Origin of the sequence: Kitasatospora sp. MAA19 (assembly GCF_029894125.1) — a bacterium.
GTDB lineage: Bacteria > Actinomycetota > Actinomycetes > Streptomycetales > Streptomycetaceae > Kitasatospora.
The window spans coordinates 55168-79083 of sequence record NZ_JARXYZ010000034.1; the positions used below are offsets into that span (position 1 = coordinate 55168).

A 23916-nucleotide genomic window follows, 5' to 3' on the forward strand; every position below is an offset into this window, starting at 1 on the left:
GACCTACCGTCGCTCACATGAGTCGACTTCGCACCACCGCAGCCGCGGCGGCCCTGCTGCTCGCCCTGCCCCTCTCCCTCGCCGCCGCGGTGCCGGCCCTGGCCGCGCCCGCCGCTCCGGCCGGTGCCTCCGCCACCCCGACCGCCCCGAACACCGTCCACGTCGATCTCCCGCGTCCGACCGGCCCGTACGCGGTCGGGCAGGAGGTCCTGCACCTGGTGGACCAGAACCGCCCGGACCCGTGGGTCCCCTCGGCCGGTCCACGCCAGCTGATGGTGTCGATGTACTACCCGGCGAAGGCCGGGACGGGCAGCGCGGCACCGTACATGACCTCGGCGGCAGCCCGGATGCTGCTGGACGGGAAGATCGAGGGCAACACCATCCCGACCGAGGCGGTGACCGGCACCCGGACCTGGGCGAAGTCCGACGCGCGCCCGCAGGGCGGCCACTTCCCGATGGTGGTGCTGTCACCCGGCTTCACCATGCCGCGGGCCTCGCTGACCAGCCTCGCCGAGGACCTGACCAGCCACGGGTACGTCGTCGCGCTGGTCGACCACACCTACGAGAACACCGGGACGACCTTTCCCGACGGGCAGACGCTCCCGTGCGTCATGTGCAACAAGCTGACGACCCCGGAGTCCTGGGCGGGTCTGGACGAGAGCCGGGCGAAGGACGTCTCCTTCGTCATCGACCAGTTGACCGCCCGCCCCCACCCGGCCTGGCGCTACGCCCGCATGATCGACCGCGACCGGATCGGCATGGCCGGGCACTCGGCCGGCGGCGCCTCGGCCGTCCCGGCCCTGCTCACCGACGACCGGATCCGGGCCGGGGCGGACCTGGACGGCAGTATGGACGTCCTGGTCCCCGCCGCCGGCATCGGTGGCAAGCCCTTCCTGATGATCGGCCACCCGCTGCCCGGCGGCGACGAGGACATCAGTTGGTCGAAGAGCTGGCCCAACCTCGACGGCTGGAAGCGCTGGCTGACCGTCGCGGGCTCCAACCACGGCACGTTCACCGACTTCCCGCTGTTCTTCGAGAAGCTCGGCCTGCCCCAGCCTCCCGGCACCACGATGTCCGGCCAGCGGGGCATCGAGCTCACCCGCGCGTACGTGGCGGCCTTCTTCGACCTGCAGCTGAAGGGTGTGCCGCAGCCGCTCCTCGACGGGCCGACCACCGCCAACCCGGAGGTGCTCTTCCACCCCTGAGCGCCACCCCTGAGCGCCACGCCTGGGCGCCCCCTGAGAGCCCCTGGGCTCCCTTCCCCGAAGACCGCCCGCTCTCTGAACGCGGCCGCCGGCAGCCCGCCGGCGGCCGCGTCGGCGTGCGCCGCCCGTCGCTACGCGGGCACCGCCGCCGAGGCGATCGGTTCGAGCAGCCGGTGCGGGCGGACCAGGGCCCGGGAGACCGGATCGTCCCAGCGGCCGCCGGTGCGGGCGGGGTTGGGGCGCATCACGACCTCGGCCGGCGGCACGGGCCCGCCGCCGCAGCGCGGACAGGAGCCGACGACGTCCAGGTCGGCGCCGCAGACGGCGTGCGCGAACAGGTGGTGCGCGCCGCCCGCAGTCGCGTGCCGACCACCCCAGCGGCTCAACTGGTAGAGCGGCCCCCACAGTTCGAGGCCGGCCCCGGTGAGCAGGTAGCCGTGGCGCAGCGGTGCCTGCCGGTACGGCTCCTTGCGCAGCACACCGGCCGCGACCAGGGCGTTGAGGCGGGCGGTGAGGACGGCGCGGGGGATGCCGAGATGGGCGAGGAAGTCGTTGAAGCGCTGCACACCGTAGAAGGCGTCGCGGACGATCAGCAGGCTCCAGCGTTCGCCGACCACCTCCAGGGCGCGGGCCAGTGCGCAGTCCTGCTGTTCGTAGTCGGTTCCCAGCGCCATGCGGGCCAGCCTAGTCCACTCGCCCAATAGGTTCAATGAACAGACCAATGATGGTAGCGTACCGATCGAGACAAAGGTTCATTCACCAGACCTATAGGTCCGCGCCCCGGAGGGGACACCCATGCCTCCCGCACCGCCCGGCTCCTCCCCCGCCACCGCCGCCGCGCCCGCCCGGCCCGGTGCCACCCTGGCCGCCACCGCGACCGCGACCGCGCTGGTCACCATCGCCTACACCGCCCCCACCGCCTCGCTCGCCGCCACCGCCCAGGCCGCCCATTTGGGAACCGCCGGGCGGACCTGGATCCTCACCGGCACCCTGATCGGCATCTCCGCGCTGCTGCTCACCGCAGGGAGCGCCGCCGACGACCACGGCCGCAAACGGGTCTTCACCTTCGGCGTGCTGCTGTTCGCCGCCGCCGAGGCGCTGGCCGCGCTGGCCCCCGGCGGCGCCGTCTACCTGGCCGCCCGGGTGCTCCTCGGCGTCGCCTCGGCCGCCGTCCTGGCGCCCGCGCTCGGCCTGATCAGCCACGCCCACCCGCCCGGGCCGGGCCGGATCCGGGCGCTCGGGGTCTGGGGCGCCGCCGTCGGCCTCGGCATCGCGGTCGGCCCGGTGTACGGCGCGCTGGTCGAGCAGCACGCCGGTTGGCGCGCGGTCAGCGGCGGGATCGCGGTCGTCTCGGCGGCCGTGGCGGCCTACTCGGCCGCCGTCCTCACCGAGTCGCGGGCCGAGCGACCGCGCGCCCTCGACCCGTACGGGGTGCTGACGCTGGCCGCCGGGACGTCCTGCCTGATCGCCGGGCTGGCCGAGGGCCGTGGCGGCTGGGGGCGGCCGGTGGTCGTCGCCCTGCTGGTGTTCGGGGTGCTGCTGCTGGCGCTGTTCGGACTGGTCGAGGCGAAGGTCCGGGAGCCGATGCTGGACCTCGCGCTGTTCCGCAGCCCCGGCTTCGTCGCCGCCACCGGCGGGGCTCTGTTCACCGGGCTCTCGCTGGTCGGCTTCATGAGCTACCTGCCGACCCTCCTCCAGGGCGTGCTGGGCCTGTCCGGCCTGGCGGCGGGCGGGGTGCTGGCGCTCTGGTCGGGACTGTCGGTGCTGTCCGCGCTGCAGGCCCGGCGACTGGCGGCGCACCTGTCGGCCACCGCACAGGTCGCCGTCGGGCTCGCGGTCTGCGGCCTGGGCCAGGCGGGCCTGTACGGGCTGACGCCGGGCTCCACCTGGCTGCGGCTCGCACCGGGGCTCGCGGTGGCGGGTATCGGCAGTGGGGTGCTCAACGCGGCGCTCGCCCGGCTGGCGGTCGGCAGCGTCCCGGCGCACCGGGCAGCCATGGGATCGGGTGCCAACAACACCTCCCGGTACATGGGTTCGGCGCTCGGCGTGGCGGTGACGGTGGCCGTCGTCGGCTCGGCCCCGCCTGGAGGCCCCGGCCGCGAGGCCGCGGCGCGCGCCCTGGCGGCGGGCGCGGACCGGGCCGTACTGGTCGCCGCCAGCCTCTGCCTGGTCGGCGCACTGCTCGCCCTGGCCGCCCGCGCCGCCGAGGCCCGGGAACGGGTCGCGGCACCGTGAGACGCCGCATCCGCGGGACATCGGACCGGCCGACCTCCTGTGCGCGCGGGCCCGTTGCCGGCTGTCCGCACGCCCACGTCCCTGCACGAGGGTGAGCGGATCGTCACGAGCGGCGAGTACCTCACCGTCGACGTCCCGCCCGGCCGCTACCGCGTGCGGTCCTTGCCCTGCGAGCCCGACCAGTCGGCGGACTACTACCTGAAGACCTGCTGCCGCTACGGTGAGCGGTCCGCCGGGGCCGCGTGCGAAGATGGCAGGGCTGGTTGAAACGATCTCCGGACGGTTCTCTGGCCATGGTGAACGACAACGAGCAGCACCGGGGCGAGCCGCAGCAGGACGCCCTGCTGATGATGCCGATCGCGACGGCGCTGGTCGAGGCCGACGGGCGGATCCTGCACTGGAGCAGCGACGCGGAGGCGCTGCTCGGCTACTCCCCGGAACAGGCCGTCGGCGCCAAGGCCGCCAAGCTGGTGGTCGCCGACGAGCACCGGCCCGCGGTGCTGGAGCTGTTCCAGCAGATCCTGAGCGGCCGGGCCTGGTCCGGTGTGTTTCCGGTCCGGCACCGGGACGGACACCTGGTGAACCTGGAGTTCCGTACCTACCCGATCACCGGGCCCGACGGCCGCCTGCTGGTGCTGGCCGTCGCCTCCGAGGTGACCACGCTGCGGCGGATCCAGGCGGATCTGGCCGTGCTCGACGGCTTCTTCAACCAGTCCCCGGTCGGCATGGGCGTGTTCGACACCCAGCTGCGCTTCGTCCGGCTGAACGAGGCGCTGGCCCGGGCAAACGGCCTGCCCGCCGGGGAGCACCTGGGCCACCGGCTCACCGAGGTGCTCCCCGGAATCAACGGCGCCGAGGCCGAGGCGGTGATGCGGCGGGTGCTGGAGAACGGCAGGCCGGTCGTGGACACCCGCTCGCACGGCCGTACCCCGGGTGACCTGCGGCACGACCACGCGTGGTCCGCCTCGTACTTCCGGCTGGAGGAGCCCGGTGGGCGGGTGCTCGGCGTCAGTACCACCGTCATCGACATCACCGAGCGGTTCCGCGCCGACGCCCGGGCGGCGCGGGCCCAGGAGCGGCTGGCCCTGCTGGTCGACGCGACCGCCTCCATCGGCACCACGCTCGACCTGCGGCAGACCGCCCGGGAGCTGGCCGAGGCGATGGTGCCCAGGGTGGCCGACATCAGCGGGGTGTTCGCCCTGGAGGCGCTGGTCGCCGGGCGGCACGTCGACCCGCCCGACCCTGCCACGCCGCAGCTGGTCCGCCGACTGGCCCTGTCCAGCACCGACCCGCTGTACCCGGCCGAGATGCTGCCCGTGGACTCGCTGTACGAGCTGCCGCCGGACTCCCCGTACACCCGGGCGCTGGCCACCGGGCGGACGGTGGTGGTGCCGTCCTGGGAGCTTCCGCTACTCAGCGACAGCATCACCGAGCGCCGCCTCCAGGCCTACCGCGGCGAACGGCCGCGCTCGGTGCGGATCACCCCGCTGCGGGCGCGCGGCACCACGCTCGGCATGGTGGTGTACTCGCGGCGCGGCGATCGGGAGTCCTTCGCGGAGGCCGACATCACCCTCGGCGACGAGCTGGCCTCGCGGGCCGCCGTCGCGATCGACAACGCCCGGCTGTACCTGCGCCAGCACCAGACCGTGCTGGCCCGGCAGCAGGCGCTGCGCGAGGCGAAGGCCGCCCAGGAGCGGCTGGCGCTGGTCAACGCGGCGTCCGCCCGGATCGGCACCACTCTCGATCTCGCCCAGACCGCAAAGGAGTTGGCCGAGGTGGCGACACCCCGGTTGGCCGACGCCGTGGTGGTGGAGGTGCTGGAGGACCTCGTCCGCGGCGAGCGCGAGGCCCGCGCCCCGGAGGACGGCTCGGCGCTGCTGCGACGGATGGCCTTCCACGCGGCGCCGGGCTCCACCCTGCGGCCGATCGCCCGCACCGGCGGGGTGCACCGCTTCCTGACCGGCTCGCCGTACGCGTGGTGCCTGGCGCACCGCAAGCCGGTGCTGGTGCCGCGGATGGACGCAGAGGGGATGGCCTGGTTCGCCAACGACCCGATGCGCGCCGCGGCGATACGGGATCAGAACGTGCGCTCCATCCTGGTCGTGCCGCTGATCGCGCGCGGTTCCGCGGTCGGCGTCGCCGGCTTCTACCGCACCGTGATGGACCGCCCCTACGAGGACGACGACGTGGCGCTGGCCGGGGAGTTGGCGGTGCGAGCCGCCGTGTCGATCGACAACGCGCTGCTGTTCACCCGCGAGCGCGACGCGGCCGCCGCCCGGAAGCAGGCGCTGGACGAGGCCAGGGCCGCGCAGCAGCGGCTGTCGCTGCTCAACGAGGCCAGCACCCGGATCGGCACCACCCTCGATCTGCACCGCACCGCCCGGGAGTTGGTGGAGATGGTGATCCCGCGCTTCGCCGACTTCGTCACCGTCGACCTGCGCGACGCGGTGCTCGGCGGCGAGGAGCCCGACGCCGTCCCGGAGAACGGTCCGGTGCTGATGCGGGCGGTGGCCGTCGGCGGGTACGCCCCGGACGGCACCATGACCGAGGCCTCCGACCAGATCGGCGAGACCTCGCAGTCCGCCCAGCTGTACGCGCAGAGCCTGCGCAGCCGGCGCTCGATCCTGGTCTCCGAGGTGACCGAGGAGGAGCTGCGCCGGATCGTCGCCTCGCCCGACCGGGTCGAACCGGGGCTGGCCGCCGGCCTCCACTCGTACCTGATGGTACCGCTGGTGGCACGCGGACTCGTGCTCGGCGGCGCCGAGTTCGTCCGCACCCACAACCCCGAGCCGTTCGACCAGGCGGACCGTTCGCTGGCCGAGGAGCTCGCCGCGCGCACCGCCCTCGCGATCGACAACGGCCGGCTCTACCGACGCGAGCGGGACACCGCGCTCACCCTCCAACGCAGCCTGCTGCCACAGGAGATCCACCGCACCCTCGGCCTGGAGATCGCCTACCGCTACCTGCCCAGCAGCGTGGTCAGCGAGGTCGGCGGCGACTGGTTCGACGTCGTCCCGCTGTCCTCCGGCCGGGTCGCCCTGATCGTCGGCGACGTGATGGGCCACGGCATCCGGGCCGCCGCCACCATGGGGCAACTCCGCACCGTCGCCCGCACGTTGATCACCCTCGACCTGGACCCGAACCGCGTCCTGCACCGGCTGGACGAGGCCACCGCCGCACTCGGCGAGGGCCAGTTCGCCACCTGCGTCTGCGTGGTGTACGACCCGGTGGACCGCCACTGCATCGCCGCCTGCGCAGGCCACCTGCCACCCGTCGTCGCCGACCAGCAGGGGCGGGCGCACCTGGTCGAACTCCCGCCCGGCGTGCCGCTCGGAGTCGGCGGAGTCCCGTTCGAGAACGTGGAGTTCACCCTCCCCGAGGAGGCCATCCTGGCCCTTTACACCGACGGACTGGTCGAGCGCCGGGGCCGCGACATCGACGCGGGCCTGGAGCTGCTCTGCCGGACGATCGCCGACCGCCGCCGCTCACTGGAGCAGACCTGCGACGCCGTACTGACCGAACTCACCGGACGCACCAGCGAGGACGACATCGCCATCATCATGGCGCAGGTCCGGCCGGCCGACGCGGACCGGATCGCCAGCCTGCCGCTCACCGGCGACCACTCGATGGTCGCCCACTCGCGCCGCTTCACCCGCGAGACGCTGTCCGCCTGGGGCCTCGAACCGCTCATCGACTGGGCCGAGCTGCTCACCAGCGAGCTGATCACCAACGCCCTGGTGCACGCCGGATCCCCCACCCAGCTGCGGCTGTTCTGCAACCGGACGCTCACCGTCGAGGTCGCCGACCAGGAGAGCGAGGCGCCCCGGATCCGCCGCGCCCGCGCCGACGACGAGGGCGGGCGCGGCATCCACCTCGTCAACGAGCTCGCACACCGCTGGGGCAGCCGCCGCACCAAGGACGGCAAGGTGGTCTGGTTCGAGCTGGAACTGCCCCCGGGCAGCTCGGCCGATTAGCGCGGCCTGCGACCTGCTACCTGCTACCTGCTACCAAGCATCCCGACCTGCGATCACAACGGCTGGTTGTCGCTCGCGCGGTGCGGTTGTTGGCCGGTCCGGGCACCGAACGGATTTCCTGGTGCCACGGCGGGACAGTCCCGACCGGTCGCACCGGAGGAGTCATCATGCAGCAGAGCGACGCCCGCACCGTCGTCACCGACTACGTCACCTTCCTCGCCGCGGGCGAGCGCGAGGCCGCCATCGCGCTGTTCGCCGAGGACGCCACCTGGGCCTACCCGGGAGACCTGGCGCTGTCCCGCACCTGGCGGGGCAAGCAGGAGATCTTCGGCGACTTCCTCGGCCGGGTCGGCACCCTCTTCGCCCCCGACGGTCTGCCCGAGATCACCCTCACCCAGGTGCTCGCCGACGGCCCGCAGGCCGTCGCCGAGTGGACCACCAAGGGCACCGCCGCCAACGGCGCCGCGTACGAGAACCACTGCCTGGGCGTCTTCACCGTGGAGGACGGCCGGATCACCGCCGTCCGCGAGTACCTGGACACCGACCACGTCGCGCGGACCCTGCTGGCCTGAACGATGCCTGCGCGGTCAGTCCGGCAGCAGCAGGTTCACGTCGCCGAACTCGTGCCAGAGGTAGCGGTGTCGGACGGCCGCCCGGTAGCAGGCGGTCAGCAGTGGGCGCCCGGCCACGGCGGCCAGCATCAGCAGGTGCGAGGCCCGGGGCTCGTGCCAGCCGGTGAGCAGACCGTCGACCGCGCGCACCCCGCGCGCCGGCGTGATCACCAACTCCGTCCAGCCGTCGGCCTCCTGGACGGTGCCGTCCGGCGCGGCGGCCGACTCCAGGGCGCGCACCACCGTGGTGCCGACGGCGATCACCCGACCGCCGCCCGCCCGGACGTGCCCGACCAGCCGGGCGGTGGCCGCCGGGACCTGGAACCACTCGGCGTACGGCGCCTCGTGCGCCTCCGGCGAGGCCACCCCGGTGTGCAGGGTGACCGGCGCGACCAGCACCCCGTGGCCCGCCAGCCGGGCCACCACCTCGGCGCTGAACGGCCGCCCCGCACTGGGCATTTCACTGCTTCCGGGGGCGGTCGCGAAGACCGTCTGGTAGGCCGCGATCGGCCAGTCCCGGTCCACGTAGCCGTACCTGATCGCCTTGCCGTGCAGCTCCAGATAGGGCAACAGCGGCGCGGGTAGGGCGAGTTGGGCGTACCAGAGACGGGCAGTGAACGGCGCCACCAGCTCGGCCGCACCGCCGGCGGGCAGCGCGACCCGCAGGCCCGGGCCGGCCGGCGACTCGGCCGGCGGGTAGTACGCGGCCGCCTGCCCCGGCACCACCCGCCGCACCTCGACCAGATGGGCGTCGCGCCGGTCGGGCTGCGCGGACGACAGGTGCAGCGCGACCGGCGTGCCGTCGGGCAACCGGCCGGACAGCGCGGCCGGGAGGGTGGCCGAGTTGTTGACCACGAGCAGGTCGCCCGCGCGCAGCACCTCGGGCAGGTCGGTGAAGCGGTGGTGCTCCGCGCTCCCCCGATCGCGCCGGCCGACCATCATCCGGACGCCGTCCCGCGCCCCGCCGAGCGCCTCCGCCGGTGCCCGGGCGGAGAGTTCGGGCGGGACGGTGACGTCGAGACCGAGCTCCGTGAGCGTGGTCACCGCCCACCCCGGACCACGGCCGCCAGCTCCTCCGCGCGGTAGCGACCGGAGGGGGCGCGGTCGTGGAGCAGGCCGAGCAGCACCGGCACCACCTCCTCGGGCAGCGGCTCGCCGGAGATGTCCTCGCCGGGGCCGGCCTCCTGCAGCATCCGGGTGCGCATGCTGCCCGGATCCACCGCCCACACCCGCAACTCCGGCTCCTCGCCGGCGAGTACGGCGGTGGCGAGGTCCAGCGCCGCCTTGCTGGCGCCGTACCCGCCCCAGCCGAGGTAGGGCACCACGGCGGCGTCCGAACTGATGTTGAGCACGGCGCCGACGCGGGCGCGCAGCTGCGGCAGGACGAGCTGGGTGAGCGCGATCGGCGCCAGCGCGTTGACCTCGAAGGTCTCCAGCAGGTCCGGCAGCGGGAAGTCCGCCAGCCGGGGCAGCGGTTCGGCCCCGGGGGTGGCGGCGCCGTTGAGCGTACCGGCGTTGTTCACCAGCAGGCTCGCGCCGCCGAGCCCGTCGGCGGCCTCGGCCAGATGAGCGCGGTGGTCGTCGTCGACGATCGACCCGGACAGGGCGACGACCTCGGTCACGGCGGCCAGATCCGCCTCGGCGGCCGCGAGTTCGGCCGCGCCACGAGCGGTGATCACCAACTGCCAGCCGTCGGCGGCGAGAGCCCGGGCAAGCGCCAGGCCGAGCCCCCGAGAGGCACCGGTGACCACGGCGACGGGGGCGGGGGCGGTGTGCTGTGCTGCGTTCATGACCCCACCATCCCCCCGCCGGAGACGGCGACGGATCGGCCGCCGGAACCGGGACCCGCTCGTCCCTTGGGCCTAGACCGCCGGGAGGAACTGATACGCGCCGGCCCGGGGAGGGGCGTGGTGTCGCCCCGCCCCGGGCCGGGGGCCACGCCCGCAGGGGCGCAGGTGGTGCGGTCCGTCAGGGCGTGCGTTCGGGGTACAGGGTCCACTGCTGGTTGGCCTGGAGCCCCGGGCAGCTGTAGATGCCGAGGCGGGTTCCTTGGGCGGTGGCCCAGCCGGGGAGTTCGAGGCACTTGCCGGCGGGGCTGGTGGCGGCGTCGACGGTGGCGGGGAGGTAGATGCGGCCGTCGGGGCGGACGTTCCACTTCTGGCCGGTCTTGTCGTCGCAGTCGGAGAGGATCACGCGAGTGCCGTCGGCGAGGGCGTTGTCCTTGGTGGACAGGCAGTAGCCACCGGCCCGGACGGTGCCGTCGGAGACGAAGTTGAAGCGCTGGTTGGCGGTCGGCCAGCAGCCGTAGACGGCCACGTCCGCCCCGTTGCGGGGGCCGTTCTCGGCGTCGGCGCAGAGCCCGGTGCTGTTCGAGCGGATGGAGACGCCGGCGTCGGCGTAGCCGAGGAGTTGCATCGGGTCGAAGCCGTCGACCTTGTTGGCGGTGCCCGTCTTGCTCTTGCCGGGGTAGACGGTGATGGCGTTGTTGTTGTCGATGGCCCAGACGTCGGGGAGGCCGTCGTTGTTGAGGTCCGCGGCGCCGACCCGGGGCTGGGCCGCAGTGGTCCAGTCGGCTCCGGAGAGGATCAGGAATCCGGTGTCGGGGTGGGTGAGGGTGGAGTAGTCGACGGTCCCGTCGGCGTTCCATCCGAGGGCGTAGGCGTAGATGTTGCCGTTGGTGCGGTGCCGGGCCCAGATGGTGGTCTGGTTGACGGGCGAGGATCCGGCCTTGGGGCTGGTGGTCGTGCCGTTGGCGGCTCCGGGGTTGAGGATCTCGTAGTCGGCCCAGCTGCCGGACAAGGTGGGGATGAGCGTTGCCGTGTCCTTGAGGTTGTTGCTGGGTGCGTTGGGCTGGAAGAGGTAGAGGCTGGGCCCCTTTGTGGCGTCGTCCTTCTCCAGGGTGAGGATTGAGGTCTGGGACATCATGATCTTGTGGTTCGGGTCTGGGGACCCCCCGCCGATGGCCTCGCCTTCCGGGCTGCCGATGGCCACGACCTGGGCGATGTTGCTCCATCCGGCGCTGGTGTAATTGGGGCACCCGGTCGCGGTGGCATAGGTCGAGCAGGTTGTCGGGCGGTTCAACTTGGTGACCGCGTCCTGGTCGAAGTGGCCTGTGCCGTCGTTGTGGACGAGGTAAAGGACGTCCTTGAGCTGGGTCGTTGTGTCCTTGGCGTAGTGGGCGATGATCTGGTCGACGGCCTGCTCGGTCGTCAGGGCGCCGTGGTGGCTGAGCTGGAAGTCCGACCAGGTGGTGTTGAAGTCCCTGCGGCCTGGTGCTGATGCCGCAGGAGCGGCAAGCGAGCCCGCGGGATCGACGGTGCCCCCGATGATCCGCAGATCGCCGTTCTTGTCGACGGTGAGGATGTCGGGCTTCTGGTCGTTGTCGATGTCGCCGAACAGCGGCTGGGTGCCGGGCTTCCAGGGGACGTAGAAGTTGTAGACGGCGGGCTGGCTGTAGTTGCCGGCGATGTCCATGGCCTGGGCGTACAGCGTGTTGGTGCCCCACTGTCGAGGCTGGTACTTGTAGGGCCCGTCTCCAGGCGACCAGGTCTCACCGTTCTTGCACTGCCAGCCGACGACCGGGGTGGGGTCGGTGCTCAGGCGCACACAGGCGATGCCGGAGGCCTGAAGGCCCGGACCGGGGGCCGGGTCTTCCGCGTTGATCGTGAAGTCCCCCCGGTCGTTCATGTACTTGGCTGGGGTGGGGTTGGGCGTTCCGGAGGGCGGGAAGTCGGTGGAACTGATGCTGACGCGCGGGTTGGTCCGGTCGACGCGGAAGTAGCACCACGCGCTGTTGGGCGAGGTCAGGTAGGTGTCGGTGGCTCGGGCGAGCCAGCCGTACTGGTGGCCGTCGGACAGCGACCCGACCGGGACGGACCCTGCCGGATCATTGTAGGAGCCTCCCCAACTACCTTGCTCAAGATGGAAGTTCGGGTCGTTGTCGTCCCACATGATGTAGCCCGTGTAGAGGGACTGCCCAGCCGGCGAGTAGCTGTTGGCGGTGAGGTAGACGTTCAGGTTGTTGCCGACCCAGCCGGGGTTGTCCCACGGGTGGGCGCCGCCACTGTTGCACTCGGCCGTGGTCCCGGTGTTCGCGAAGCCGGGGCCGGGGCTGGTACGCGGGTGCCAGACGGTGGGGGTGATGTCGTAACTGGTGACGACACTCGGGTTGCTGGCGATGGCGTGACGGTAGAGCTTCTCCCACTCGGTGGCGCGAGGTGCGATCGCAATGGTCCACGTGGGCCAGGTCTCGGACGCCGCCTGCTTCATGATGTCGGTGACGTTGATCGCCAGCTGCCCGATGCCCTTGATGCTCTGGCTGCCGACGAATGAGCAGCCTTCCATGACGACGTTGCCGTTCGTACCGCACGGTTGCTTATCCCAGGTCGTATCGTCTCCGACGCCGCGCGGGGCCCAGTAGACGCCCAGCTCGGTCTCGGTGCTGGGGCTGGAGGCACCGGTGACATCGCCGTAGAGCGTGGAGGTGAACACGGTGGGCGGGTACTCGGCGCCGGGAACCTTCGTCGAGATCGCCGGGTTGATCTTGAACTGGAAGTAGGCGCGCTGACGACCCAGGGGGTTGCAGTCCAGACTCGGATCACTGCTTCGGTAGCCGCAGTAGCCGGTGGAGAGGTTGGTCTTCTTGTTGTGGTTCGGCGCGCCCGGGTGGTTCTCCTGGACCTCGACCGATCCCTCGGTGGCGCTGGTGACCGAGGTGAGCGTCGGGTCGAGGTACCAGGGCCCGGTGCCGGATCCGAGGGCGTTCTGATCAGGGGTCAGCTCAATGGCCCCGCCGGAGACCTTGCTGCCGATCAGTGCCACGTTCGCACCGTCGCCGGGCGCCTCCGCTGTTGACGGTGCGCCAGTAGTCGGCTGCGGGTCGGCGGCCGGGGCTGCGGCGGGGGCGGCGAGCTTGGCGCCCTTGGGTGCGGCTGGCACGGAACCGGACGTCGATCGGGAGGAGTCCCACTGCAGCGGCGCGGGCGAGCGGAAGCGGACGGCGCCGCTGTCGTCCTTGACATCGATGCGGCCGTGCTCATCGGAGGCGACCGTCAGCCCCTGGGCTGTGATCGGGAAGCGCAGGTTCTTGAGCGCCGGGCTGGCGGCGGCCTGCGGGGTGTGGACGACGATCACGTCGCGCCAGCCGCCGACCGGCAGCGCGGTCAACTGGAGGTCGACCTCGGGCAGGACGTTCGGGTAGGTCGCCGTCGCACCGTTCAGCGTCGGCTTGGGCAGGGCGAACGGGGCGCCGACGGAGAGCGTCTTACCGTCCGTGGTGGAGATGGTGGCCATCGGTCCGCCACCGCCGCCGGAGAACGCCACCGGAATGCTCGCGACGGCCGGACCGATGCTGCCGTCCGGATTCGACCTCAGCGTGGCGTCGAGGTCGGTCCACCCCTTGTCGCGCTTGGTGCGGACCGGCTGGGCGTTGTCGGTGGTGGTCAGCGTCCCATTGGGGTTGGCGACGGTCTTCGAGGCCTCGTCGGTCATCGCGTCGACGACGACGGGCTGGCCGGCCGACTTGGCCTTGGCGATCGCGTCGATCATCGCCTGCTGGACCGGGGTGCGCGGCGGCGCGGGGGACGTCGGTACCAGCGGCGGCACTCCGCCGACCGGCCCATGGGTGGTGGACGGGGCGGTGTCGGCCGCAGCCGTGGTCGGCATGGCCAGTAGCCCGAGGCTCAGGACGCAGCTTGCTCCGAGCGCGGTCAGCCGGGTGGTGCGGCGGCGTATGGACGGTGCCGGTGATGTGTGCACGGCGGGACGTGAAATGAGAGACATGTCGATTCTGTGATCCTTCCGCATTGAGGGCCTGTCACCGGGGTGACGTTCGGGTCGGAACGATGGGCCCTGACGTGCGGGAAGGTCAAACGAGTTGACGGCTTGTGCGGACATGTCCGAAAAGCGCCGGATCGGTAGATCAAGAGTTCATAAACATCTCATGCATGGTGGTCGAACAACCTGGCTACGCGGTCGGGCCGTCACCTATCGTCACCTCGATCATCGGACAAGTCTGTCCATATGACGTCGTGTCGACATTGATTGAGGTGCTGTTCCCAGTGGGGTTTTGGCCTGCCCGCAAACGGGCTGGAAGACGAGCAGGAGGCCGCTGGCGATCGCCCGCGGTGGCGACCATGGTCGCCTTGGCAATGGCGGGAGTCTCCGTGCCGCCGGCGGCGGCGTGGACGTTCCCCGAGCCGGAAGGGAAAGTCTGGACTCCGCCGAACGGTCCGTCGGGCGACGGTACCGTCCCGGTCACGGGCCACGACCTCAAGGTGCCCCCGGCCCAGCCGGCGGCCCAGCCGGTCACCCGGTCTTCGAAGGCAGCGGCACCGGTGGTCACGGGCACCGAGACGGTCGTGATCGGCGCCGACAGCGCCGAGGCCAAGGCGGCACGCTCCGCAAGCGGCGGTGCCTCGCCAGCCTCGGGCGGGGCGACCGGTGCCAAGGCCGGCGCCCTGGCGGTGCGGGTCGCCCCCGGGACCGGCACCGGCGAGAGCGCCCACAAGGTCACCGTTCAGGTGGCGGACCAGGGCAAGTCCAAGGCGGCCGGCGTCACCACACCGGTCGTCGCCCTGACCGACGCCGAGGCGCCCGCCGCCACAGGCGGCCGCACGGCCACGGTGACGCTGGACCTCAACGCCCTTCAGGCGTCGGGCTGGTCGGAGCGCGCCGGGCTCGTCGCACTGCCGGCCTGTGCGCTGACGACCCCGGAGCGGCCCGAGTGCCGCACCCAGACACCGGTCCCCTCCAGGCTCGACGGCGACGGCCAGATCACGGCCGACGTCACCCTGCCCTCCACGGCCGCCCCGGCGAGTGCGGGTCAGAACGGCACGGTGAAGGCCTCCTTCACCGCTGACGGCGTCCAGGCGGCGCCCGCCGGCACCAGCCCGAGCCAGGCGCTCCTGCTCGCCTCGGCGCCCGCGCCCAACGGCCCCCTGGGCAACTACGCCGCGACCCCGCTCGCGCCCTCCGCGGCGTGGAGCTCGGGGACGAACACGGGGAACTTCACCTACAACTACCCCATCCAGGTCCCGCCGACCCTGGGCGGTGCCGCTCCGACCGTGGGCCTGAACTACAACTCGGCCGCGGTCGACGGCAAGACCTCCGCGACGAACGCCCAGCCGTCGTGGATCGGCGACGGCTGGGACTACGACCCCGGGTACGTCGAACGCTCCTACCGCGGCTGCGACAAGGCGGGCATCCCCGGCTCCGTCGACCAGTGCTGGGGCGGCCAGAACGCCACCCTGTCGCTCGGCGGCCACTCCGGCACCATCGTGTGGGATGACGAAGGCAAGAACTGGCACCTGCAGAGCGACGACGGCTCCAAGGTCGAACAGCTCACCGGGGCCCCGAAGGCCGCCGGCGACACCGACTACCGGGACATGGAGTACTGGCGGATCACCACGCCGGACGGCACCCAGTACTACTTCGGGCGCAACCACCTTCCCGACGGCGACGGCACCGACCCGGCCGCCAACTCCGTCCTCACCACACCGGTGTACTCGCCGAACAGCGGCGACCCCTGCTACAACCAGACCACCGGAACCGGTTCGTGGTGCCAGATGGCCTGGCGCTGGCAGCTCGACTACGTGGTCGACTCCCACGGCAACCTGACCACCTACAAGTACGCCACCGAGACCAACAAGTACAGCCGCGGCCGCGCGCAGAACGGCGGCAACGGCACCGTCACGGACTACCAGCGGGCCGGCTACGTCAAGGAGATCGGCTACGGCCAGCGCCTGGACGAGCAGCGGGCTGCCAAGGGAGGCGCCAACCCGGCGGCAAAGGTCGTCTTCTCCGTCACGGAACGCTGCATGCCCGACTCTACGATCGATTGCTCCGAGGGCAAGCGCGCGGGCAACGCCGACGCATGGCCCGATACGCCAGTCGACCAGATCTGCACCGACAACTCCTGCACGGCCGCGGCGCCCACGTTCTTCACCACCAAGCGCCTGACCACGATCAGTACCCAGATCCTGGCCAGTGACGCCTACCGCACCGTCGACACCTGGAACCTCAACCAGGAACTCGCCAACCCAGGGGACGACACCAAGCGTCTTCTGCAGCTCGACGCGATCCAACGCGTCCCGAGCAACGGACAAACGGAGCTCAAAGACCTCCCGGCGGTTCGGTTCTCATACGACATGAGAGCCAACCGCATCGACGGCCTCGTCCCGGCGCAGAAGATGTTCAAACGCCCGCGCATCAAGGCCATCAAGACCGAGACCGACGGTCAGATCAATGTGATCTACAACACGAACCCCGAGTGTTCGCGCGACCAGAACCGCATGCCGTCCGTGGAAGATCGCAACGCGATGGCCTGTATGCCGGTCAAGTGGTACCAGCCTGTTCTGCCCGGCCAGCCTCAACCCGACCCGGTCAACGACTGGTTCGACAAGCCTCGCGTCGAGGTAGTGACCGAGCAGGACCTCTCCGGCGCGTCTCCCCTCGTCAAGACCACCGAGTACTCCTACGCCGGCGGTGCGGCCTGGCACCGCAACGACGCCGAGTTCGTCGACCCCAAGACCCGCACCTGGGACCAGTTCCGCGGCTACCAGTCGGTGACCATCACCACCGGCAGCGCCTTCACGGGCGAGGCGCCGAAGACCCAGCAGAAGGTCACCTACCTGCGCGGCATGGACGGCGACTACCTGGCCGACAACAAGCAGCGCAGTGTGCAGGTGGCGAACCCCCTCGGCGGAAGCGTCCCCGACGACAACTGGCGGAGCGGCCAGGTCCTCGCCACCGAGGTGTTCGACCAGGCGGGCGGCGCCGTCCAGAGCGTGTCCGGCAGCATCGCCAGCCCCGCCCCCGGCGAGGTCAGTGCCAAGCACGCCCAGAGCGCCGGCGCCCCGATGATCTACGCCCGTTACGCGGACTCCCAGAGCATCGCCGTCACCAAGGCCACCCTGGCCGACGGCAGCCCGCGGACCACCACCGTCGTCACCACCACCGAGCCCAAGTTCGGCAACCGCGTCATCAAGGTCGACGACAAGGGCGACGGCACCGCCGCCACGCCCGAGACCTGTATGACCACCAGGTACGCCGATCAGGGAGCCACCCAGCTGCTCGGCCTCGCCATCGAGCAGATCACCATCCAGGGACCCTGCGGACCCGCGCCCACGGCCGCGAACACGATCTCCGGCAGCCGGACCCTCTACGACGGCAAGGCCTTCGGCTCGGCCGGAACGGTCGGCGATCCGACCAGCAGCCAGGTCCTCGACCACTTCGACCAGAGCGGCAACCCCGTCTACGTCCACAGCACCAGTGCGACGTTCGACGCCTACGGACGGGGCCTGACGAGCGCGACCACGGACGGATCGACCTACAACCGCGACGGCGCCCAGCTGACCGGCCCCTCGGTCACCCCCGCCGTCACGACGGTCGCCCGCACCCCCGCCTCCGGCGCCCTGCCCACCGAGCTCCGGACGACCGGTCCGATGGGGGCCGGCTGGACCACCACCGTCACACAGGACCCGGCCCGCGGTTCACCGCTGACCAGCACGGACATCAACGGCCTCGTCACCACGGCACAGTACGACGCCCTGGGCCGCATCACCGCGGTGTGGGCGCCGGACCGGCCAACAGGTAAACAGCCAAGCAAGAAGTTCAGCTACTTCATGACCGGCGACAAGCCCACCGCCGTCACGACCGAATCGCTCAACAACGACGCCGTCACCTACTCCGCCACCATCGAGATCTTCGACGGCCTGGGCCGGCCCCGTCAGACGCAGAGCACCAGTGCCGCCCGACCGGTCGGGCGCCTGATCACCGACACCGTCTACGACTCGCACGGCTGGGTCATCAGGACCAACGCCCCGTACTACGAGGCGAGTTCCTTCCCGAGCCAGTCGGTGTTCGTGGCGGCGCCCAACGGTGATGTGCAGGACGGCCAGATCCCCAGCCAGACGGCGACCTCCTACGACGGGATGGGACGCGTCGTCGGCTCGGACTTCCGGTCGTACGGCAAGGGCCAATGGTCCACCTCGACGGCGTACGCGGGTGCGGACCGCACCGACGTCACGCCGCCCTCCGGTGCGACGCCGACCTCGACCGTGACCGACGCCCGGGGCCGCACCTCCGCCGCCTGGCAGTACCGGACCGCGACCGCGACCGGGAACCCCGCAGACGCGGACATCACCACTTACGGCTACACACCGGGCGGCCGCGCCTCCCGGCGGACCGACAGCAGCGGCAACAATTGGACCTACGAGTACGACCTGCGCGGACGGCAGGTCACCGCGTCCGACCCGGACACGGGCGTGACCCGGACGTTCTACGACGTCAACTCGCGCATCGACCACACCACCGACGCCAACGGCAACACCCTCGCCTACTCCTACGACCTGCTCGGCCGTAAGACGGGTCTGTACAACGGGAGCGTCGCCCCCGCGAACCAGTTGGCGTCCTGGAAGTACGACATCCTGGGCAACGACAAGTTCGTCAACGGCCAGCTGATCTCCTCCACCCGCTACGTCGGTGGAGCCGGTGGCGCGGCCTACACGAAGGCCGTAACCGGCTACGACGCCGCCTACCGCCCCCTCGGTACGTCCGTCACCATTCCCAAGAGCGACCCGAAATGGGCCGGAATGGTTCCGGACACCGAGAACCCGCTGGGCAACACCTACACCACCACGAACCACTACGATCCGATCCTCGGGGCCTTGGAGCAGGTCGACATCCCTGCTGCAGGAGGACTGCCGGCCGAGTCCATCGGCTACCAGTACACGATCACCGGCGTGCTCAAGTTCTCCGGCAGCAGCCTTGGCACACCGATCGCCACCCAGGTGACCTACGACGCGCTCGCCAGGCCCGTCAGCACCACGATGGGCAAGTACGGCAATCAGGTGGTCTCCCGGCAGCAGTACGACTGGGCGACCGGGCGGGTCATCAATTCCTTTATCGACCGCCAGACCGGCACCGTCTCCCTCGACCAGACGAGCTACACCTACACCCCGTCCGGCCGGATCACCTCCGTCACCAACCTGCAGAACGCCGCCGCCCGCGACACCCAGTGCTTCACGTACGACTATCTCGGGCGACTCAACCGGGCCTGGACCGACCTGGGAGGCACCCACACCACCGCCGACTGGACCGACAACAACGGCGTCGGGCAGCGAACCGGGAGCTCCGACAAGGTGCCCGGCGTCGGCGGCTGCGACAACGCCACCGGCCCGGCCCCGACCGGATCGGGCACCGACACCGTCGGTGGCCCGTCGCCGTACTGGCAGGACTACACCTACGACGCCACCGGCAACCGCACCAGCCTCACCCAGCACGGCTCGACGTCCTCGGCTCCGCTCGACACCAACCAGATCACCCAGGTCGCGAACGCCTCGGACGCCGCCCGGACGTGGTCCGTCGCCCTCGCGAACGGCTCGCTCTGGCTCGGCTCCCAGGGCAAGGACGGCACGTCCTCGCAGTACACCGACCTGATGGCACAGGCCGGCACCCTGCCGACCGTCACCGCCGTCTCGGCCGCGGTGAGCAACGGCCAACTCCAGGTCATGGCCGTCGCCGACGGCAAGATCTGGCACACCGTTCGGCAGGACGACGGGCGCTGGCAGAAGTGGGGCGACGTCTCCACCGTCGTCGGCTCCCTCAACCAGCCGAGCCAACTCGCCCTGACCGCCACCGCCTCCGGCCTCGAGGTCCTCACCTTCTCGGGCGGGAAGCTCTGGCACACCGTCCGCAAGCCCGACGGCAACTGGCAGACACAGGGCTGGGGCGACGTCTACAGCGTCGTCGGCCCCCTGTCCTCCGCCGGACAGATCGCCGCCTCCGCCACCGCCTCCGGCCTGGAGATCATGGTCGGCGCCGGCGGGAAGCTCTGGCACACCGTCCGCACGCCCGACGGCAACTGGCAGACACAGGGCTGGGGCGACGTCTACAGCGTCACCGGCGCCCTGACCGGCGCCCAGACCGGCCAGGGCCAACTCGCCCTCGCCACCACCAACGACGGACTCCAGGTCGTCGCGCTCGCCCAGGGCAAGCCCTGGCACGTCGTACGTGACAGCGCGGGCTCCTGGTCCAAGTGGGGCGACGTCGCCGGTCAGGCCGGCCAGACAGCCCCGCTTAGCGCCATCGGCGCGGCCGGCTCCGGCACCGACCTCAAGGTCCTCGTCGCGGGCGCCGGAAAGCTCAACCAGACCACCCGCGACGGCACCACCAAGTGGTGGTCGGCCTGGTCCACGATCGCGACCGGCAACGGCGCAAGCAGCAGCACCACGCAGACCTTCCGTCCCATGGGGAGCACCAACACCCCCACGACCGCACCCAACACCGGCGGCGGGACCGGCGGGCCGCACGCCCTGCTCACCTCCACCACCACGACCCCTGGCGGCCCCAAGACCGTCGGCTACCAGTACGACGCCGCGGGCAACACCACCGCCGTCACCGACACCGGCGGCACCGCCACCCTGGCCTGGAACGGCGAGGGCAAGCTCGCCTCCTACAGCAAGACCGGCCAGGCCGGCGCCACCACCTACCTCTACGACGCCGACGGCAACCCGCTGCTGCGCCGGAGCCCCGGCAAGACCACCCTGTTCCTGCCCACCGACGAACTCACCCTCGACACCGCCACCGGCACCATGAGCAACGTGCGCTCCATCGGCGCACCCGGCGGCCTCACCTACACCCGCGTCACCGCCCCCATCGGCGGCGGCACCGTCCTCATCCAGGCCGCGGACCCCCACGGCACCGACAGCGTCCAGATCAACACCGACGCCGCCCAAACGGTCACCCGACGGGACACCGACCCCTTCGGCAACCCCCGCGGCAACCAGCCCACCGCCTCGGCCTGGGCCGGCACCAAGGGCTTCGTCGGCGGCACCAAGGACGAAACCACCGGCCTCACCAACCTCGGCGCCCGCCAATACGACCCCACCACCGGCCGCTTCATCAGCCCCGACCCCATCCTCGACCCTGCCGCCCCCCAGCAGTGGAACGGCTACGCCTACAGCAACAACGACCCCGTCAACCTCTCCGACCCCAGCGGGCTTCGCCCCGACGGTCAGTACGGCGGCACCAGTAGCCTCTTGCCCGACGGCACGACCGAGACGTGGACGCCAGACAACCATGGCGGATGGGACTGGGGCCGCACCGTCTACTACGGCGCCCCAGGCATGGGCGGAGCCCTTGTCGTCCAGCAGAAGATCAACTTCAACGCCAAGAAGCCTCAACCCTCAGGCAGCACCTCACGCTGGAAACCGTTCGTCCCCAACGCCACCTGGAACGCGATCGTCCACACCGCGGCCGACATCACCGGCGTCACGGACGCGAAAGACTGCATCGCGGGCAGCGGAAAGTCCCAAGCCATGGGATGCCTCAACACCGCGGCGAACCTCGTCGGATGGAACAAGGCCAAAGCCTTGGAGCGCGGGCTCGAAAAGGGCTTGGAGTCCGCGTTCGGCTGCAAAAATAGTTTCCCGGCAGGAACACTGATCCTTCTGGCCGACGGCGCCACCAAGCCGATCGAGAACATCACCACCGGCGACACAGCCACCGCCACCGACCCGCAGACCGGAACCACCAAGCCAGAGCCCGTCACCGCAACCATCACCGGCTCCGACGACCAGGAATTCACCGACCTCACCCTGACCACAGCACAACAGCCCGGAACCCCTTCCGAACCAACCGACTCACAGACCAAGAGCCTTCACCTCACCTCAACCCAGCACCACCCTTACTGGAATGCCACCACCCAACGGTGGACAGACGCCGCCGACCTCCACATCGGCGACCAGCTCCTGACCTCCACCACCGACACACTCGCCACCGTCCAGGCTGTCCGGAACTACCGCACTCCCTCTCAAACTGCCTACAACCTGACCATCAACCAGCTCCACACGTACTATGTACTCGCTGGCAACACGCCGATCTTGGTCCACAATTCCGGAATTTGCGGGAAGACAGCCCTTGAGAACGGAGATTGGCAGCACATTCTGGACCGCCACAGGCCTGGTGGAGCGTTGGTTGACGACGAGGCGGGGATCTTCACGGGGAAGGAAAAGGCGGTGCGTAAGAACATCGCCGACACCATCAATCGAGGAACCCCTAAGCCGAATACGCCGGACCCTGTCACTGGCGCGCCCCGGCCTGGTCAGATTTACGAATGGGACTTCGGCACCACCGTCGGCAAGGCAGGCCCGGCGAATGGAGGCGGAGACCTGACCAGCATTCGCGTGATTGTGAATGACGGGAAAGTCGTGACTGCCTTCCCGTACTAGGCGAGTGAAGTTCCTGTGAGGAGAAAAATGATTCACCTTTCCTTCTCCCTTCCGGAGTCTGCCTCGCCCTGGCGTAGGACCTGGGATGGGGCCAAGCAGGGCGATCCTGCGGGCATTGCGGAGATTGACCTTCGCTACAAGTACTTCGGGGTCAACGTCGAGATGGTCGTGGACGACGTGGAGATCATCTCGAAGAAGCGATTCGTGACGCTCGTGGATCTGGCACTGTCTCTCCGTGCAGTGGTCGAGCGGATCTCCCACGGGGAGGATGCGGCATTCGGCTTCACGGAGAGCGAGGAGGTCATTAGCCTTCGCCAGACTGGCGGCAGTATCTCGGTGAGCTCATCAAAAAAGCCGGGGCAAGCGTTGGTGGCTACTGGAGAGCTACTGGAGAAGATCTCGGAGTTTCTTCAATCGGCGCACTCGCGGCTGGTTGAAGAGATCCCAGAATTGGATGAGAATCCGATTGTCCGGAGAATCACCTCAGGCTCCGAGCTGTAATTTCGGCCCGTAGTAGAAGGCCAACGCCAGAAGCCCCGCTGAAGATCATCAGCGGGGCTTCTGGGTGTCCTGACGGTAACGGTTGACGGCAACGTCAACGGACGGGTGCTGCACGAAGCGGCGGATCGCCACTGTTGTCAGGTTCGGCGGTGCCGTCGTCTCCAGGGGCTCGGAGGACGTTGCTGAGCGTGTCGATGGCTTGGCGCTGGAGGCGGAGTCGGACGTGGGCGTACACCGTGGCGGTTACGCCGATGTGGGCGTGGCCGAGGAGCTCCTTGATGACGACGAGTTCGACGCCCTGCTCCAAGAGCAGGGTCGCTGCCGAGTGCCGAAGATCATGGGTGCGCCGTGAGGCGCTGTGGTTCGAGTGGAGGTGAGAGACCTTCGCCACTGACCCTGTCGCAGCAGGGCGGTGGAGCTGGGGGCAGCCTGATCCGGGTGACGCCGGGGAGGGTGGGAGCAGCCCTGACAAAGCCGGGACGGGCCGGTACTGCCAGACGGTCCGGGTTCGGCGAGCGGGACGGAGAGGAGTACGTGAGGAACCGGCGTGTGACACCCCCTTGATGCGGCACCAGCTCGAACCTGGTGGATCTGGGCTGGGGGCGGCGTGCACCCGTCGCCATGGGCGGCGGGGAACTCCCGAGGTGGTGGGCATGAGCTGCCAGGGAGGCTGCGAGGAAGGTCTGCGGCGTACTCGCAGCGATGCCGCAGGGGCATAGTCGGGCTCCTACTTCGTCGAGCGAACCACAGTGAACACGGGAACTGTCCTGGGTCTTGCCCTCCGCGTCGTTTCCAGCGGCGAGGGTGGGGCTGGGCGCGTCGACCGCCGATCGGTCCGGGATGGGGCGGAGCCGCCGTAGTACTCCGAGGTCGGGAAAGCCGGCCGCATGGGGAAGGGCGGCAGCGGTTTCGAGAAGGGAGGGACGCTGCAATGCCGGAAGACGCGTCGCCGAATGGCGATGCTCCTCGTTCTGGTCCGGCCGGGCCGGGAGCGAGGGTATCGGAGATGCAGGCCAAGCTTCACCGTTGGGCGGTGGCCGATCCCGGCCGCCGGTTCGATGACTTGTTCGTGCGCCACGAGGCGCCACTTGACCGTGCGGAGGTGAAAGACCGCCGCCGTGGCCTTGTCGCAGCAAGGCCACGAAGCTGAGGACAGCCT

Annotated in this window: 11 protein-coding genes; 6 read left to right on the top strand and 5 right to left on the bottom strand. The window is 70.6% G+C overall.

Translation table 11 applies throughout. The annotated features are described in order from the left end of the window. Nucleotides 1-17 precede the first annotated feature (17 nt). Nucleotides 18-1205 (top strand): alpha/beta hydrolase, encoded by a 1188-nt coding sequence (locus P3T27_RS33805; RefSeq protein WP_280685099.1) that lies wholly within the window; start codon nucleotides 18-20, stop codon nucleotides 1203-1205. Nucleotides 1206-1336: 131 nt separating this feature from the next. Here P3T27_RS33805 and P3T27_RS33810 read toward each other — a convergent pair whose 3' ends face one another. Further along, complete coding sequence (locus P3T27_RS33810) at nucleotides 1337-1879, bottom strand: helix-turn-helix domain-containing protein (RefSeq protein WP_280685100.1); 543 nt, start codon at nucleotides 1877-1879, stop codon at nucleotides 1337-1339. Nucleotides 1880-2000: 121 nt separating this feature from the next. Between P3T27_RS33810 and P3T27_RS33815 the strand changes: the two genes are divergently transcribed. The 3 genes from P3T27_RS33815 to P3T27_RS33825 all read left to right on the top strand — a co-directional run bounded on the left by P3T27_RS33815 (nucleotide 2001) and on the right by P3T27_RS33825 (nucleotide 7986). Beyond that, the gene (locus tag P3T27_RS33815) at nucleotides 2001-3440 is read left to right on the top strand and encodes an MFS transporter (RefSeq protein WP_280685101.1); all 1440 of its coding nucleotides are present in this window, start codon (nucleotides 2001-2003) and stop codon (nucleotides 3438-3440) included. Nucleotides 3441-3733: 293 nt separating this feature from the next. Next, nucleotides 3734-7414 (top strand): SpoIIE family protein phosphatase, encoded by a 3681-nt coding sequence (locus P3T27_RS33820; protein WP_280685102.1) that lies wholly within the window; start codon nucleotides 3734-3736, stop codon nucleotides 7412-7414. Between the two features lie 167 nt (nucleotides 7415-7581). Next, a complete protein-coding gene (locus P3T27_RS33825) occupies nucleotides 7582-7986 on the top strand; it encodes a nuclear transport factor 2 family protein (RefSeq protein ID WP_280685103.1) in 405 nt (134 codons plus the stop codon). 15 nt (nucleotides 7987-8001) lie between these two features. On the opposite strand, the gene P3T27_RS33830 is transcribed toward P3T27_RS33825, so the two are convergent. The 3 genes from P3T27_RS33830 to P3T27_RS33840 form a co-directional block, all read right to left on the bottom strand. Continuing rightward, complete coding sequence (locus tag P3T27_RS33830; protein ID WP_280685104.1) at nucleotides 8002-9069, bottom strand: S-adenosylmethionine:tRNA ribosyltransferase-isomerase; 1068 nt, start codon at nucleotides 9067-9069, stop codon at nucleotides 8002-8004. Continuing rightward, the gene (locus P3T27_RS33835; RefSeq protein ID WP_280685105.1) at nucleotides 9066-9815 is read right to left on the bottom strand and encodes an SDR family NAD(P)-dependent oxidoreductase; all 750 of its coding nucleotides are present in this window, start codon (nucleotides 9813-9815) and stop codon (nucleotides 9066-9068) included. The genes P3T27_RS33830 and P3T27_RS33835 overlap by 4 nt, the downstream gene beginning before the upstream one ends. 178 nt (nucleotides 9816-9993) lie before the next feature. Continuing rightward, nucleotides 9994-13806: an RICIN domain-containing protein gene (locus P3T27_RS33840; protein ID WP_280685106.1), complete on the bottom strand. Its 3813-nt coding sequence runs from the start codon at nucleotides 13804-13806 to the stop codon at nucleotides 9994-9996. Nucleotides 13807-14360: 554 nt separating this feature from the next. On the opposite strand from P3T27_RS33840, the gene P3T27_RS33845 reads away from it, so the two are divergent. Both P3T27_RS33845 and P3T27_RS33850 read left to right on the top strand, forming a co-directional pair. Then, the gene (locus tag P3T27_RS33845; RefSeq protein WP_280685107.1) at nucleotides 14361-22256 is read left to right on the top strand and encodes an RHS repeat-associated core domain-containing protein; all 7896 of its coding nucleotides are present in this window, start codon (nucleotides 14361-14363) and stop codon (nucleotides 22254-22256) included. Between the two features lie 27 nt (nucleotides 22257-22283). Continuing rightward, nucleotides 22284-22757 carry a hypothetical protein gene (locus tag P3T27_RS33850; protein ID WP_280685108.1) on the top strand — a complete coding sequence of 158 codons (474 nt, stop codon included), beginning with the start codon at nucleotides 22284-22286 and terminating at the stop codon, nucleotides 22755-22757. 94 nt (nucleotides 22758-22851) lie between these two features. On the opposite strand, the gene P3T27_RS33855 is transcribed toward P3T27_RS33850, so the two are convergent. Then, nucleotides 22852-23412 carry a site-specific integrase gene (locus tag P3T27_RS33855; protein ID WP_280685109.1) on the bottom strand — a complete coding sequence of 187 codons (561 nt, stop codon included), beginning with the start codon at nucleotides 23410-23412 and terminating at the stop codon, nucleotides 22852-22854. Nucleotides 23413-23916: the final 504 nt, after the last annotated feature.